Origin of the sequence: Kribbella sp., assembly GCF_035655035.1 — a bacterium.
Classification (GTDB): domain Bacteria; phylum Actinomycetota; class Actinomycetes; order Propionibacteriales; family Kribbellaceae; genus Kribbella.
Genome location: NZ_DASRVN010000211.1, coordinates 1 through 13,841, shown reverse-complemented (window position 1 = coordinate 13,841; position 13,841 = coordinate 1). Strand labels below are relative to the sequence as shown.

General features: G+C 69.3%; 13 protein-coding genes and 2 tRNA genes. 7 read left to right on the top strand and 8 right to left on the bottom strand.

The features are described 5' to 3' along the window. Positions 1-12 precede the first annotated feature (12 nt). A tRNA-Ile gene (locus tag VFF46_RS12240) sits at positions 13-86 on the bottom strand. A gap of 127 nt (positions 87-213) precedes the next feature. On the opposite strand from VFF46_RS12240, the gene VFF46_RS12235 reads away from it, so the two are divergent. Further along, positions 214-351: a hypothetical protein gene (locus tag VFF46_RS12235; RefSeq protein ID WP_325037208.1), complete on the top strand. Its 138-nt coding sequence runs from the start codon at positions 214-216 to the stop codon at positions 349-351. A gap of 101 nt (positions 352-452) precedes the next feature. On the opposite strand, the gene VFF46_RS12230 is transcribed toward VFF46_RS12235, so the two are convergent. The 4 genes from VFF46_RS12230 to VFF46_RS12215 form a co-directional block, all read right to left on the bottom strand. After that, the gene (locus tag VFF46_RS12230) at positions 453-1,124 is read right to left on the bottom strand and encodes a hypothetical protein (RefSeq protein ID WP_325037207.1); all 672 of its coding nucleotides are present in this window, start codon (positions 1,122-1,124) and stop codon (positions 453-455) included. 148 nt (positions 1,125-1,272) lie between these two features. Beyond that, positions 1,273-1,345: transfer RNA gene (locus VFF46_RS12225), tRNA-Asn, on the bottom strand. Positions 1,346-1,435: 90 nt separating this feature from the next. After that, positions 1,436-1,975, bottom strand: a complete 540-nt coding sequence (locus VFF46_RS12220; RefSeq protein ID WP_325037206.1) for a hypothetical protein — start codon at positions 1,973-1,975, stop codon at positions 1,436-1,438. Positions 1,976-2,008: 33 nt separating this feature from the next. Beyond that, entirely contained in the window at positions 2,009-2,893 is an 885-nt protein-coding gene (locus tag VFF46_RS12215) for a sigma-70 family RNA polymerase sigma factor (protein WP_325037205.1), read from the bottom strand. Between the two features lie 232 nt (positions 2,894-3,125). Here VFF46_RS12215 and VFF46_RS12210 point away from each other — a divergent pair, with 232 nt between their 5' ends. After that, positions 3,126-6,839 carry a S8 family serine peptidase gene (locus VFF46_RS12210; RefSeq protein WP_325037204.1) on the top strand — a complete coding sequence of 1,238 codons (3,714 nt, stop codon included), beginning with the start codon at positions 3,126-3,128 and terminating at the stop codon, positions 6,837-6,839. A 50-nt stretch (positions 6,840-6,889) separates the two neighbouring features. On the opposite strand, the gene VFF46_RS12205 is transcribed toward VFF46_RS12210, so the two are convergent. Beyond that, positions 6,890-7,840 carry a helix-turn-helix domain-containing protein gene (locus VFF46_RS12205; protein ID WP_325037203.1) on the bottom strand — a complete coding sequence of 317 codons (951 nt, stop codon included), beginning with the start codon at positions 7,838-7,840 and terminating at the stop codon, positions 6,890-6,892. Positions 7,841-7,952: 112 nt separating this feature from the next. On the opposite strand from VFF46_RS12205, the gene VFF46_RS12200 reads away from it, so the two are divergent. After that, positions 7,953-8,822 (top strand): exodeoxyribonuclease III, encoded by an 870-nt coding sequence (locus VFF46_RS12200; protein WP_325037202.1) that lies wholly within the window; start codon positions 7,953-7,955, stop codon positions 8,820-8,822. A gap of 1 nt (position 8,823) precedes the next feature. After that, positions 8,824-9,939 (top strand): hypothetical protein, encoded by a 1,116-nt coding sequence (locus VFF46_RS12195; RefSeq protein ID WP_325037201.1) that lies wholly within the window; start codon positions 8,824-8,826, stop codon positions 9,937-9,939. Here the strand turns inward: VFF46_RS12195 and VFF46_RS12190 are convergent. Next, complete coding sequence (locus VFF46_RS12190) at positions 9,932-10,432, bottom strand: mycothiol transferase (protein WP_325037200.1); 501 nt, start codon at positions 10,430-10,432, stop codon at positions 9,932-9,934. The genes VFF46_RS12195 and VFF46_RS12190 overlap by 8 nt on opposite strands. 50 nt (positions 10,433-10,482) lie before the next feature. Between VFF46_RS12190 and VFF46_RS12185 the strand changes: the two genes are divergently transcribed. Together VFF46_RS12185 and VFF46_RS12180 are read left to right on the top strand one after the other, a co-directional pair. After that, a complete protein-coding gene (locus VFF46_RS12185; protein WP_325037199.1) occupies positions 10,483-11,511 on the top strand; it encodes an aldo/keto reductase in 1,029 nt (342 codons plus the stop codon). A gap of 94 nt (positions 11,512-11,605) precedes the next feature. Further along, on the top strand, positions 11,606-12,331 hold the full coding sequence (locus tag VFF46_RS12180; protein WP_325037198.1) for a DUF5995 family protein: 726 nt from the start codon (positions 11,606-11,608) through the stop codon (positions 12,329-12,331). Here VFF46_RS12180 and VFF46_RS12175 read toward each other — a convergent pair. Next, complete coding sequence (locus tag VFF46_RS12175) at positions 12,328-13,032, bottom strand: M50 family metallopeptidase (RefSeq protein WP_325037197.1); 705 nt, start codon at positions 13,030-13,032, stop codon at positions 12,328-12,330. The two genes, VFF46_RS12180 and VFF46_RS12175, sit on opposite strands and share 4 nt — an antisense overlap. Positions 13,033-13,083: 51 nt before the next feature. On the opposite strand from VFF46_RS12175, the gene VFF46_RS12170 reads away from it, so the two are divergent. Then, positions 13,084-13,841 (top strand): neutral zinc metallopeptidase (locus VFF46_RS12170; RefSeq protein WP_325037196.1); only part of this gene is annotated, 758 nt, incomplete at its 3' end.

The following is a 13,841-nucleotide window of genomic DNA, read 5'->3' as shown; positions in this document are numbered from 1 at the left end:
TACAACTGAAAGTAGGGCGGACGGGACTCGAACCCGTGACCCAGGGATTATGAGTCCCCTGCTCTAACCAGCTGAGCTACCGCCCCGTGTGCGGGTGATCGTATCGGTGCGGGCGGGGGTGATGCGAAACCAGGGGGAGGTCAGGGGTTTGACGGAGGGCTGGTTGGTGTGGACCGGGCATGATGGAGTCAAGTCCGGACGAAGGGAACATCCATGGGCTGGTTCATTTTCCTGGTGATCGTGGTAGGCGCGATCGCGGCGTACAAGTACCGCGTACCGCTGCTGTCGAAGATCCTCGGTCAGCCTCAGCACCGCATCCAGCGGGCGATCGACCGGAAGAAGGGGAAGTAGCACTTCCTCCCACCGAGCACGGAGAGGCCCTGGCCGCACGTCTGCGGCCAGGGCCTCTCGTCACCTGCCCCCGGTCAGCTCACGCCGGCCAGGTGCAGGAGTCACCCAACCTGCACGGCGACGATCGAAGCCGCCGCGGTGATGTCCCCGCTGCCGGCCGTTCCCTGGTCCTGGTTGTAGCCGAACCCGTAGACGCCGACGGTGGTGTCAGCGGTCACCGTCACGATCTTCACCGCCGAGCCGAACAGGTCGTGGCCCTTCGCTGGCGAGATCGCCACGCCGCCGACCGTGCCGACGTCGATGCCCCAGTTCGGGGAGGCGGTGCCCTGCCCGATGCGGAGACCGACCTGCGGCATGCTGCCGGCGACGCCCGCTGCCGTGCGGTTGAACGTCACGGACGTGTTGACCAGCCAGGTGCCCTTCGGCAGCGTGAAGGTGCCGAGAGTGGTGAACCCGTCGAAGTACTTGCCGCCGAGGTTCTTGATCACCGTCGGCTCGATCTCCTTCGTCACGCCTGCCTTGCCGTAGACGTCTGGGGTGTTTTTCAGGAATGCTTCGCGGTCGGCTGGGGCGATCTTGGACTTCGGGATGCTGTTGTCGACCACCTGGGAGGCCGCGACCGAGCGCGGGCACAGTGGGTACGACAGCGTCTTGCAGTCCGGGCGTACGGCGCCGTTGGCGGCGACCGTGACGCCGACCAGAACACCTGCCCCCAGGACGCCGGCCACCAGCAGGCGGCCGGCCTTGGTGTTCAGAACCTTCTTGAAATTCATCAGTCTTTCCCCTCCATCCCCGAGGCCCCCTCGGGATCTGGAGAGGAAAGTACGCCCGACCAGCGGTCTAGGCCAATAGCTGAAGTGTAATTGGTGCGCAAAGAAAAAAGCCGGGCTCCTGAGAATCAGGACCCGGCTGAGATGGTTGCTCCCGCCACTGGACTCGAACCAGTAACCTGCCGGTTAACAGCCGGCTGCTCTGCCAATTGAGCTAGGCGGGATCGTGGTGCTCTGCGCCCTGAACCCGAGGACCTGAGTAGGTTAGCAGGCGACCGGCGAACTACAAAAACGGGATTCGGGTGCCTGCCGGGTCAGACGCCGAACTCGTCGCGGACCTCCCGCAGCGCCGCCTCGGCGGCCGCCACGACACCGGGCTGGGAGGGCTCCAATCCCTTGTCCAGAACGATGTTCCAGGTCACTTCGGTGTCCGCGCCGGACGGGTTGCGGCGGCCGACGATGCGTACGCCGCGCTTGCCGGACAGCGGCACGTGACGCTGGACGACGATGCTCGCGTCGACCCGCTCGCGGAGTAACTGGCCGAACCGTCCGGGGTCCTCGACCTTGAGCTCGCTGGCGCGCAGCGGCGTCCCGAAGTCGGTGGTCTCGTAGATGTGCAGCACCGACGCCTCGGAGTCCCAGTTCGCGCGCTCGATCTGCTCCCAGCCGACCCGGCGGTCCACGTCCGCGGAGTCCGACGGCAGGTAGACGGCCGCCCGCGTGCCGGCCACCCAGCGGCCGTTCGCCAGCTGCACGGCGGCGAGCACGTCTTCTTTGCTCCCGGTCGACTCGCGGGCGGCCGCCGACACGGCCGCCGCCAGCTCACGCGGCCAGGCGGTACGCAGAAGTCTCACACTCACATCATTCCAGCACCTCCAAGCTGGTCCTCAGGCGACGTACTCGCGAAGCTGGGGCAGGGCCCGCCGCCGGAGCTGGCGCAGCGCCTCGCGCTCCAGGGCCCGCACCTTCGCCGGGTTCAGATCGAGTTGTACGGCGGTCTCCTCGGGCGTCGACGGGATGTGCCCGCGCAGCCCGTACCGATGCTGCAGAACCAGCCGGTGCGGGTCGTCCAGGAAGTCCAGGTGATACGCGAGGTCCCGGCGCAACGCCGCCTGGAGCACGATCGGGTCGTCCTCCAGCACCGGCTCGGACTCGTCCAGGTCGAGCGTCTCCGGGTGCATCCGCCACGCCTGCGCCCGCTCGATCCGCGCGATGCTGAGCCCGGTCGCCCGCGCGAGCTCCGGCGTACTCGGATCGTGGCCCAGTTGCTGGGTCAGCTCCTGCCGCGCCGAGCTCACCCGGGACGCGTCGGCGTACGCCTGGGCCGGCATCCGCACCAGCCGGGACCGGTCCGAGATCGCCCGCCCGATCGCCTGCCGGATCCACCAGATCGCATACGTCGAGAAGCGGTTCCCGAGGCGGTGGTCGAACCGCTCGACGGCCCGCATCAGCCCGATGTTGCCCTCCTGGATCAGGTCCAGCAGCGAGATGCCCTTCCCGCCGTACCGCCGGGCGAGGGAGACGACCAGCCGCAGGTTGCCCTCGACCATCGCCTGCCAGGACAGCTGCCCGCGCGCGACCACCTGCCGCAGCTCGGCCGCGTCGGACCGCCCCGGGTCGCCGTGCAGCCGCTCGGCCGCCAGCAGCCCGGCCTCGATCCAGTACGAGTGCTCGTTCACCTCCTCCAAGGTCAGTAGCTCGTGCCGGCCGATGTCACGCAGGTACGCCACGAGTGCCGTCACGTCCGCCGGATCACAGTCGAGATCAGCCATCAGTCCCTCTCCCCGGAAAGCCCCGGATATCTCCTGCCCAAGAGAGTGCCTGATTCCGGGCCTCCGGAACCGATGACTTCGAGTCTGTGGATAACTACGGGCAGCGATCAGCCGTAGGCGGCGACCCGACATGTCAGGTGATCGCCAGCGACGATCCGTAGCGGCCCGGGTCCGCCTCGGTGAGGCTTTCCGCCACCGGAACTGATTCCGGGGAAGAAGGAGGGCCAGCCCCATGGCAACCAGAAGATCGATGCTGCTCGGCCTCGCGCTCACCGCCACCCTCGTGGTGCCCGGGACCGCGAAGGCCGAGTCGCTGCCGCCCACGGTCGGAGTGACGGCCAAGGCGCCGTCCCAGCAGTCGTCGACCAAGGTCACCCTGGTCACCGGCGACGTCGTCACGATGACGACGACGGCCGGCAAGCCGTCGGTGACCGTGACCCCGCACGCCGGGTCGACCGGAAACTTCACCAGCTACTCGGTCGGCAAGGACGTCTACGTGATCCCGCCGGAGGCGGGACCGATGATCGCCTCCGGCAAGGTCGACCAGCAGCTCTTCAACGTCTCCGGGCTGATCGCCCAGGGGTACGACGACGCGCACACCAGCGCCATCCCAATGATCGTCAGGTACGCCGGCAACACGCTCGCGAAGAAGGCCGCGCCCACCAGCACCAAGCTGAAGCGCAACCTGCCGAGCGTCCGCGGCGCCGCGGTCACCGCCGACAAGGCGACCACCGCCACGTTCTGGAACTCGATCGACGGCAACGTCGGCAGGACGGCGAAGCCCCAGCTGTCCGGTGGCGTCGACCACGTCTGGCTGGACCGGAAGCTGCACGCGCTGCTGGACAAGAGCGTGCCGCAGATCGGCGCTCCCGACGCCTGGCAGGCCGGGTACGACGGCAAGGGCGTGAAGGTCGCGATCCTCGACACCGGCGTCGACCTGAACCACCCGGACCTGGCCGGCAAGGTCGTCGAGAGCCAGAGCTTCGTCGCCGGGCAGACCGTCCAGGACGGGCACGGCCACGGCACCCACGTCGCCTCCATCATCGCGGGCAGCGGCGCCGCGTCCGGCGGCAAGTACAAGGGTGTCGCGCCGGGCGCCGAGCTGGTGATCGGCAAGGTGCTGTCCAACGAGGGCGAGGGCGCCGCGTCCGACATCGTGGCCGGGATGGACTGGGCCGCGCACTCCGGCGCCAAGGTCATCTCGATGAGCCTCGGTGGAACGGCCGGCCCGAAGGACCAGGACCCGCTGGTCGAGGCGGTCGACACGCTGACCGCGCAGACCGGCGTACTGTTCACGATCGCGGCCGGCAACTCCGGCCCCGGCGCGTCGACGATCGGCTCGCCCGGTGACGCCGCCTCGGCACTGACGGTCGGCGCGGTGGACCACAACGACGCGATCACCTCCTTCTCCAGCCGCGGTCCCGCGGTCGACGGATCGCTGAAGCCGGAGATCACCGCACCCGGTTCGGAGATCGTCGCGGCCCGCGCGGCCGGGACCAGCATGGGCCACCCGGTGGACGCCAACTACACGTCCGCGAGCGGTACGTCGATGGCGACCCCGCACGTCGCCGGAGCGGCCGCGATCCTGGCCGAGGAGCACCCGGACTGGACGCCGGCCCAGCTCAAGGACCAGCTGATCAGTACGGCGAAGACCACCCCCGACACCTCGGTGCTCGCCCAGGGCGCCGGCCGGGTCGACGTCAGCCGCGCGTTCCGCCAGACGGTCGCCGCGTCGGGCGTCGTCGACTTCGGGATGCGTCCGTTCGGTTCGACCGACCCGGTCGTCAAGCAGCTCACCTACACGAACCGCGGCGACCAGCCGGTGACGCTCACGCTCGCCCAGAAGTCTGCTGGTACGGCGGTTCCGGCCGGCACGTTCCAGCTCGGCGCGACCTCCGTGACGATCCCGGCCCACGGTACGGCCGACGTACCGGTGACGCTGACCGGCGGAACGATGGCCACCGGCTCGTACGGCGAACACGTCGTCGGCACGTCCGCGGACGGCGCGACCGTCGTCACCACGGCCGTCGGCTTCGAGCAGGACGTGCAGCGGTTCAACGTCACGATCAACGTGAAGGACCACGGGCAGCCCGTGACCGATCACGCGTACGGCATGGTCTTCGTCTTCGACCTGAAGACCGCACGGCCCGCCGACATGTACTACTTCGAGGGCACCGCGGGCACGCTGACGCTGAACCTGCCGCGCGGCGAGTACGCGTTCGAGTCGGGCACGTACCGGTTCACGAACGACTGGGGCCAGACCCGGCAGATCGTGTACGGCGCCGAGTCCGGAGTCGTGCTGGACGCGGACAAGTCGCTGACGTTCGACGGCAGCCAGGCGCACCAGGTCGGCTTCACCACGCCCAAGCCCACTGAGCTCCGGCAGGCCCGGATGAGCCTGTCGCTGGGCAGCGACAACACCCCGCTCCGGTACGAACTGCAATCGGACGCGGCCGGCTACACCAAGCTGTTCGCGATCCCGTCGACCGGCAAGCCGGACCTGATCGAACACCGACTGCACTTCTCCGCGCCCGAGCCGATTCTCGCCACCCAGGTCGTCGGCAGGGGAGCCTTCCCGATCGCCCCCGAGTACGTCGGCGGCTGGACCGGCTCGGCGAAGATCGTCGGCACCCACCTGTACCGCGTCGTCAACGCAGGCACAGGCCGCGTGCAGGACCTCACGGCAGCGGTCCGCGGCAACGTGGCGCTGGTCAAGCGCAGTGACGACGTCAGCACCAACCAGGTCGTGGCCAACGCTGCAGCGGCCGGTGCGAGCGCGGTAGTCATCTACAGCGACGTACCCGGCGAGTGGGGGACTGACCTCTATCAGAAGGTGCAGACGGCGGTCCCAACGCTCACGCTGTCAGGTGAGCAGGGCGCGAAGCTGGCGGCGCTGGCCGCTCAAGGCAGCACCCAACTGCTGTTCCACGGCAAGGCTTGGCCGTCGTACAGCTACGAGGTGCTGAAGACCCAGCAGGGCATCCTGGCGAACCAGCAGTACCGGACGGACCCACGAGAGCTCGCTACCGTCAACGACCGCTTCTACGCGTCCACCCCGAACACGGAGGGCGGTTTCGCCCGGGCGCTGGTCTCGGACAAGCAGACGTTCCTGGTCTCGTACCTGACGCGTACGACGATGCCGCGCACGCTCACGGAGTACGTCAGCAGCGGGGTGCGGACCTTCGAGACCGTGGCGCCCGCCGCGGTGTGGGAGATGCTGCCCGGGATCATGCAGACGTATCCGGTCGTGCTGAAGCCCGGGGAGACCACGAGCCGGTCCTGGAACAAGGCCGTCGTCCGGTCCGCGATCACCGCGTATCACCCGTACGGCACGCTCCGCCTGGGCGAGGTCGGCAGCGTGGACATCGCTCCGCTCCTGGCGATGGAGCCCCTCCAATGGGGCACCCCGCTCAGCAACCTGGAGACGAAGAAGATCACGGTCTACCGGGACGGCCAGCTGGTCGGGTCGGCGCCGTGGATGTCGGTGAACTTCCCGATGGTTCCGGAGCCGGCGACGTACACGCTGGTCACGGAGGTCGCCCGGGACCTGCCGTGGTGGACGACGTCGACCAAGGTGAACACGGCCTGGACGTTCCGGTCGGAGCACACCGAGCGCGGCGCGCTGCCGGTGATCTCGATCGACTACGACGTGAACGTTGCCCTGGACAACAGTGTCCGCAGGGGCAGCACCAGCACCCTCGGGCTCGGCTTCCGGAACCCGGCCGGGCTGGCCGCGCCGAACCTGAAGGACGTCAAGGTCTCGGTCTCGTACGACGACGGTGCGAGCTGGAAGCAGGCCCAGGTACGCCGGACCGGTAGCACCGGCGCCACCGCCGTACTGCAGAACCCGAAGGCCGCCGGGTTCGTCACGCTGAAGGTGCAGGCCACGGATGTCGACGGGACCGCCGTCGAGCAGACCGTGACCCGCGCGTACCAGGTGCGCTGACCGATCGAGTGGTCCCACCTCGACAAGAGGTGGGACCACTCACGGGGTGATCACGGGGCGATCAGGCCGGAGCGGGCGGCGTACCAGGCCAGCTGCATCCGGCTGTCGGTGCCGGACAGCTCCATCAGCCGCTTGATCCGCCGCTGCACCGTCCGCTCGCTGGTCCCGAGCCGCGCGGCGGCCGACTTGTCCGGCATCCCGGACAGCAGGTACGTGAGCAGCTTGATGTCGAAGTCGTCCCAGGCCGGCCCGCCCTCGACCAGGCTCGTCGCGCTCAGCTGCAACGGCGTCGCCACCTGCCAGACCCGCTCGAACAGGTCGACCAGCAGCCGCACCAGCGACGGCCCACGGACCAGCAGGAACCCCGGCTCGACGCCGGTCTGGTCCGGCAGCATCGGCAGCAGCACGATCCGCCGGTCCATCACGATCATCTTGCTCGGCAGCTCGTTGACCAGCCGGATCTGGTACCCGCCGGCCAGGAACCGCCCGATCTCCGCCGGCGTCCGCGGATCCTCCAGGGCCGAGCGTTCGTACACGTACCGGTACGCCGGGACGTCGGTGGTCACCTCGAGGTCCGCGTCCAGTACGTACGGCGGCTTGAAGAACGCGAGCAGTTCCTGCTTCGCCCCGCGCTCGATGTTGTCGATCCAGGTGGCGAGTTCCTCCGGCGTCGTGAGCGCCTCCACCTCGCTCATCGCCGATGCCGCGCCGGTCCGGTACACGTCCACCAGCTCGGTCAGCCGCCGCTGGACCTGCTGCAGCGTGCTCTGATGCTGGACGACGAGTGTCCCGAGGCCGACGTCCGGCGGTACGGCGTTGTGCAGGCCGGTGTCGTCGCCGGTCACCAGCCCCAGCCCGGCGAGCCTGGTCAACGCGTCCGAGACCACCGCGATCGGCAGGTCGACGGCGGCACCGAGCTCGTCCGCCGTCGCCCGCCGGCGGCGGAGCAGCTCCACGTAGACACCTTCGTCCTGCTGATCGATCCCCAAGCCCTGCAGCATCGTCGTCCCCACCTCCGCCGAAGTTCCTGGCGGGACCGTACCCCGATCCGCCCAGAGATCCGATCTCTCGTCTCAGAGGGCGGCGGCGAATCCTGCGCGCTACGGTTGTCCGATGCGAGTGGCGACCTGGAATGTGAACTCGGTGAAGCAGCGGATGCCGCGGTTGCTGGACTGGCTCGACGAGCGGCAGCCGGACGTCGTCTGCCTGCAGGAGACCAAGCTCGCGGACGACGCGTTCACGAAGCTGCTCGGTGCCGAGCTGACCGGTCGCGGGTACGAGACCGGGCTGTCCGGCGAGCAGCAGTGGAACGGCGTCGCGCTGCTGTCGAAAGTCGGGCTCGAGGACGTGGTGACCGGTGTCGCCGGTGCGCCCGGGTTCCCGCACCCGGAGGCGCGCGCGGTGGCCGCGACCTGCGGTGGGATCCGGATCCACTCGCTCTACGTGCCGAACGGCCGGGTCCCGGACTCCGACCACTACCAGTACAAACTCGCCTGGCTCGCGGCGCTCACCGAGGTGGTCGCGAACGGTCCGGCCGACCAGATCGTCTGCGGCGACATGAACATCGCGCCGACCGACGCCGACGTCTTCGACCCCGCGGCGTACGTCGGCCAGACCCACGTGACGCCGCCCGAACGGCAGGCGCTCGCCGAGCTGATGGCCGCGAAGGACCTGCACGACGTGGTCCGCGACCGCTGGCCGGAGCACCGGATCTTCAGCTACTGGGACTACCGGGCCGGCATGTTCCACCAGGACCTCGGGATGCGGATCGACCTGATGCTCGCCACCGCCGGGGTGGCCGGCCGGGTGCAGGCCGCGTGGATCGACCGCAAGGCCCGCAAGGGCACCGGTCCGAGCGACCACGCGCCGGTGATCGTCGACCTGGACACCGCGCCGGACGGCGACCTCGGCCCGGTCGTCCCGCCGCCGTCCGCGCCGCGCGCCGGCCGCAAGCGCACGACCAAGCTGCCGCAGAGTCGCTGAGATGCGCCGGTTCACCGTGGTCGCGATGCTGCTGCTCGCGACCATCACCGGCTGCAGCGGCACAACTGAGAAACCGAATCCGATCGCCTGGACCAAGGTCGACGTCGGCCCCGCCGAGCCGGTCACGCTGACCGCCCACGACAACCAGCTGCTGATCGGCCTCCGGCATCGCGGCGCCAAGGTCGTCCCCGAACTCGAACTCCTCGACAACGGGACCCGGATGCCGATCACGGTGATGCCCAACCCCGCCAGCCCGTACGCGTTCGAGGCGATCTGGTACTCGATCGCGTACGACGGCAAGCAGCTCCTCGCCCTCGGCGGCGCCGCGGGCGGGGCGCACTCCAATACCCGCTGGACCGTCTGGAGCGGTACGCCCCAGACCGGTCTGGTCGAGCACCCGCAGAACTTCTTCACGTTCGGCGGGCAGAACGCGGGCGACCTGTACAGCGCGGTCCTGACGCCGAGCGGCAGCGCACTGCTCGGCTCGTGGGGCGGCGTACAGACCGGGAACGACGCGATGGTCTGGCTGCCGCAGAGCAACGGCAGGTGGACCCGGCAGGATCCCTCGAAGACGGTCCTGCAGAGCACGCCGTCGCTGCTGGTCGGTCCAGGGTTCGGTACGACGCTCGGCGAGAGCATCGTGCTGGTCGGATCGCAGGTACGGCTCGCGCCGGGTGTGGTCGCTCAGGAGGCCGCGGTGTGGCGATCGACCAAGCTCGACATGGGCTGGAAGCGGATCGTGCTGCCCGAGCCGGGCAATCGCAGCCAGGCCAGTACGGCGACTTGCAGCAAGGACTGCGTGATCTCCGGGTACGCCGACGGTCAGCTCGCGCTCTGGCAGCTCGACGCATCCGGTACGGCGAAGCGGCTGCACGGCGTACCGGCAATCCCGGTGGGGGACAAGGACAGGCTGCCGCCGCCGGTGGTGAACGGCAGCACGATCGTCCAGGTGGTTGCCCAGGACAACAAGGTGAAGGTGCTCAGCGGTCAGGACGGGCATTGGACCGTGCAGGAGTCGACCGGTCCGTCGGGTGCGCCGACGGCCGCCGTACTGCTGCCGGACCACAAGCTCTACCTGATCGCCGGCGCCTCCCTCTGGCAGACCACGCTCAGCTGAGCAGACCCTTCACGTACGCGGCCTGTCCGGCGTGCTGCGCGCAGTCGTCGATCACGCTGACGAGCCGGACGCCGAGCGTGACCGGCGGGTTCCACCGGCGGTCGACGATCCGGTCGAGGCCCTCGTCGGTCACGGTCTTCAGGAACTCGACGGTGCGTGTGTGTACGGCGTCGTAGTACCCGAGAAGCTGATTCGCCGACAGCTGCACCAGCCCGACCTGCTCGGCGGTGTGCGCATACCCGGTGTCGGCCGCGTCCAACGGCAGCCCGAGACGCTCGTGCCACCCGTCGGCGGTGTAGACCTGCTCGTACTCACCCGCATCCGCCAGGTGGTCGTCCTGCACCCGGGTCAGATGCCACACCAGCCAGGCGATCGAGTTGGCCTTCGGCCCCGGTCGCGCGGCGAGAGTCTTGTCGTCGAGTCCGCCCACCACGTCGTGCAGGACTTCCTGCACCCGGCCGTGCGCATCAACCAGCAGTTCACTCGTCTTCATACCCGCCACCGTAGTCTTCACGTCGGACAGTCCTCACAGAGGGAGTAACCGTGGAATACCGCACTCTCGGCGCGAGCGGCGCCGTCGTCTCGACGTACGCCCTGGGCACCATGACGTTCGGCAACGAGACCGACGAGGCCGGTTCGCACGCCCAGCTGGACCGGTACGTCGAGGCCGGAGGCAACTTCGTCGACACCGCGGACGTGTACTCGGCCGGCGTCTCCGAGCAGATCGTCGGCCGCTGGCTGGCGAAGAAGCGCGCCGACGTCGTGCTCGCGACCAAGGGCCGGTTCCCGACCGGCGACGGCCCGAACGACGTTGGCACCTCCCGCCGGCATCTCCGCAAGGCCCTCGACGCGTCACTCGAGCGCCTCGGTGTCGATCACATCGACCTGTACCAGTTGCACGCGTGGGACCCGGTCACGCCGCTCGAGGAGACGCTCGGCTTCCTCGAGGACGCCGTACGGGCCGGCAAGATCTCGTACGGCGGCCTGTCGAACTTCACCGGGTGGCAGTTGCAGAAGGCGTGTGACCTGGTCGCGCACCGCGGGTGGTCGCGGCTGGTGACGCTGCAGCCGCAGTACAACCTGCTGGTCCGTGAGATCGAGTGGGAGATCGTCCCGGCCGCGCAGGACAACGGGCTCGGCCTGCTGCCCTGGTCACCGCTCGGCGGTGGCTGGCTGACCGGGAAGTACTCGTTCGACGAGGAGCCGAGCGGCAGCACGCGCCTCGGTGAGAACCCGGACCGCGGGGTCGAGTCCTGGTACCGCCGCAGCCGCAACCAGCGGGTCCGGGACGTGGTCGACGCGGTCCGCGAGATCGCCTCGGCGCGCGGGATCTCGATGGCGCAGGTCGCGCTCGCCTGGCTGGTCGACCGGCCGGCGATCACGTCGGTGATCCTCGGCGCCCGGACGCTCGAGCAGCTCGACGACAACCTCGCGGCCGCGGACCTGCACCTCACCGCGGACGAGACCGCGACGCTCGACCAGGCCAGCGACCCGGGAGCCGCCGACTACCCGTACGGCGGCCCCGGCGTCGCGCAGCGCGGCCGGCCGATCACCGGCGGCCGTGCCGGCTAGCTGTGATGTTCGGGGAGGGTGCCCAGACATCGTCTCGCGGTTGCCGACGAGCACCGGATCGCAGGACAGTGGTGTTGTCCTCGGGGGAGGTTCGATGAATGACGGTAGTCCGATCGCGGACGTCGTGGCGCGGATGCAGCAGCGGCTCGACGTACTGCCGGAGGAGCTTGCCCACCGGCGGTACTTCCTCGGAACGTACCTGCGGACCACGCGGGCGGTCGGGCAGGCGGTCGACCGGACGCGATTCGAGGACCCGGAGTGGGTCGGGCGCTGGGACGTGGCGTTCGCCGAGCTGTACCTGCAGGCGCATGACGGCGAGCTGGTCGCGCGGCCCTGGCGGCTGGCGTTCGATGCGCCGGAGAACCTGCCGCCGCTGGCGCATGTGCTGCTCGGGATCAACGCGCATGTGAACTACGACCTGCCGCAGGCGTTGCTCGCAGTGATCAGTGACGACGACTTCCTGGACCAGCAGCTGATGGACCGGCGCCGGCGGGACCACGAGCGGATCGACGGCGTACTGGCGGAGCGGGTCGCGGCTGAGGACGGTGAGCTGGCCGCGAGTGGTGCACGGAGCCTGCTCGACCGTGTGCTCACACCGCTGAACCGGCTGGCCTCGCAGCGGTTCCTCCGCGAGTCGCGGCAGAAGGTCTGGCACAACACCGCCGAACTGCAGCGGGCACGTCTCGACGGGACCTACGACAAGCGACTAGCCGAGCTGGAGGTGCTGAGCGCAGCGAAGGTAGCTGACCTCCTACGACCAGGGCAGGTGTTGCTACGCCTCGCGGTGACCGGCTTCGGCGTGACACTGCCACCGGTCTAGCTCGGCAACACGCCTGACCAGAGCACACCGAGCGCTAGACAGCCCAGTGTCACCAGTCCGAACACACCGACCCACATCAGCGCCGGTACGCCGGTAAGCCGCCGCAGCTGGTCTGCGTCCGAGCTGCGGCCCTGGCCGCGCCGCCGGGAGTGCTGCAGTTCCAGTACGGCGCGGGGGGCGGCCAGCAGCAGGAACCATGTGAGGAGATGAGCGAACGTCGTCTGTACGGAGGTGGAGCCCCACCAGGTCACACCGAAGACGACTGCGCCGAACACCAGTACAGACCACAGCCCGAACAGGTTGCGGATCTGGAGCAGCAGGATCACCAGCGCGAGCAGCAGCCCCCAGAGCAGCGCAACGGCGTACCCGCGGCTGAGGACGAACGCGGCAGCCAGCCCGAACAGCGCAGGACCGGGGTAGCCGGCCAGCAGTACGGCGATCATGCCGCCGCCGGTGGGCTTGCCGCGCGACACCGTGACGCCGGAGGTGTCGGAGTGCAGCCGGATCCCGGACAGCTTCCGCCCGACCAGCGCCGCGATCAGCCCGTGCGCTCCCTCGTGCGCGATCGTCACGACCTGCCGCGTGTACTTCCAGACCGGCCGCCACGCGATCAGCAGCAGCGCGACCACCCCGGTACCGATCACCAGCTTCAAAGACGGCTCGGGCTGGACCGACGTGATGTTGCTCCAGAACTCCTTCACCCGCCCATCCTTACAGGCCAGTGGTCAACCGCTGTGGTCTACAGTCAGCGCGTGAAACGCGTGATCGCGCTCTGTGCGGCCGTAGCCCTGCTGGCCGGGTGTGCGTCGGAGAGCTCCGCCACGGACGCCGACAGGGCCCTCGCCTCCGAGGTCGCCAAGGCTCGCGCCGGCGTGTCGACAACTCCCGAGACGCCCGGCGGCGACTCGACCGCGCCGGTGTCGGAGCCGCCGATGCCGAAGACGCTCGCCGCCAGTCCGATCTACCGGATCGGGAAGCTCCCGGCGTCCGGCTGCGCGGAGCCGGCCTACCCGGCGACCTCGCTCGCGAACGTGCGCGCGTACTTCACGCAGTACCTGGGCTGCCTGAACAAGGCATGGGCACCGGCGATCCGCAAGGCGGGGTTCACGTTCCGTCCGCCGAAGCTGGTCGTCGTGCTCGGCCGGTCGCCGTCGTCGCCGTGCGACTTCGCCGACGGTCGTGACTACTACTGCGGCGACACGATCTACATGGACGCGTCGACGCACATCAAGTTCTACCAGGAGGATCCGGCTCAGGCACGAGCCTGGATGGCGTTCGCGATCGGGCACGAGTACGGGCACCACGTGCAGGTGCTGGCCGGGATCCTGTCCGCGTTGTACGAGCGGGACCGGACGCTCAACGGTGTCGACGTACAGCTCGAGGACTCCCGGCGTACGGAGTTGCAGGCGTCCTGCCTCAGCGCGGTCTACCTCGGTGCCGACCGCAACGACTTCCCGCTGACGCCGGACCGGCAGGACGCCTGGAGCCTGGTCACCCGGAACACCGTCGA

Bases quoted from the DNA above. Each gene is read 5' to 3' on its own strand.
- VFF46_RS12235 (WP_325037208.1), top strand. From the start codon at position 214: ATGGGCTGGTTCATTTTCCTGGTGATCGTGGTAGGCGCGATCGCGGCG.
- VFF46_RS12230 (WP_325037207.1), bottom strand. From the start codon at position 1,124: ATGAATTTCAAGAAGGTTCTGAACACCAAGGCCGGCCGCCTGCTGGTG.
- VFF46_RS12215 (WP_325037205.1), bottom strand. From the start codon at position 2,893: ATGGCTGATCTCGACTGTGATCCGGCGGACGTGACGGCACTCGTGGCG.
- VFF46_RS12210 (WP_325037204.1), top strand. From the start codon at position 3,126: ATGGCAACCAGAAGATCGATGCTGCTCGGCCTCGCGCTCACCGCCACC.
- VFF46_RS12205 (WP_325037203.1), bottom strand. From the start codon at position 7,840: ATGCTGCAGGGCTTGGGGATCGATCAGCAGGACGAAGGTGTCTACGTG.
- VFF46_RS12200 (WP_325037202.1), top strand. From the start codon at position 7,953: ATGCGAGTGGCGACCTGGAATGTGAACTCGGTGAAGCAGCGGATGCCG.
- VFF46_RS12195 (WP_325037201.1), top strand. From the start codon at position 8,824: ATGCGCCGGTTCACCGTGGTCGCGATGCTGCTGCTCGCGACCATCACC.
- VFF46_RS12190 (WP_325037200.1), bottom strand. From the start codon at position 10,432: ATGAAGACGAGTGAACTGCTGGTTGATGCGCACGGCCGGGTGCAGGAA.
- VFF46_RS12180 (WP_325037198.1), top strand. From the start codon at position 11,606: ATGAATGACGGTAGTCCGATCGCGGACGTCGTGGCGCGGATGCAGCAG.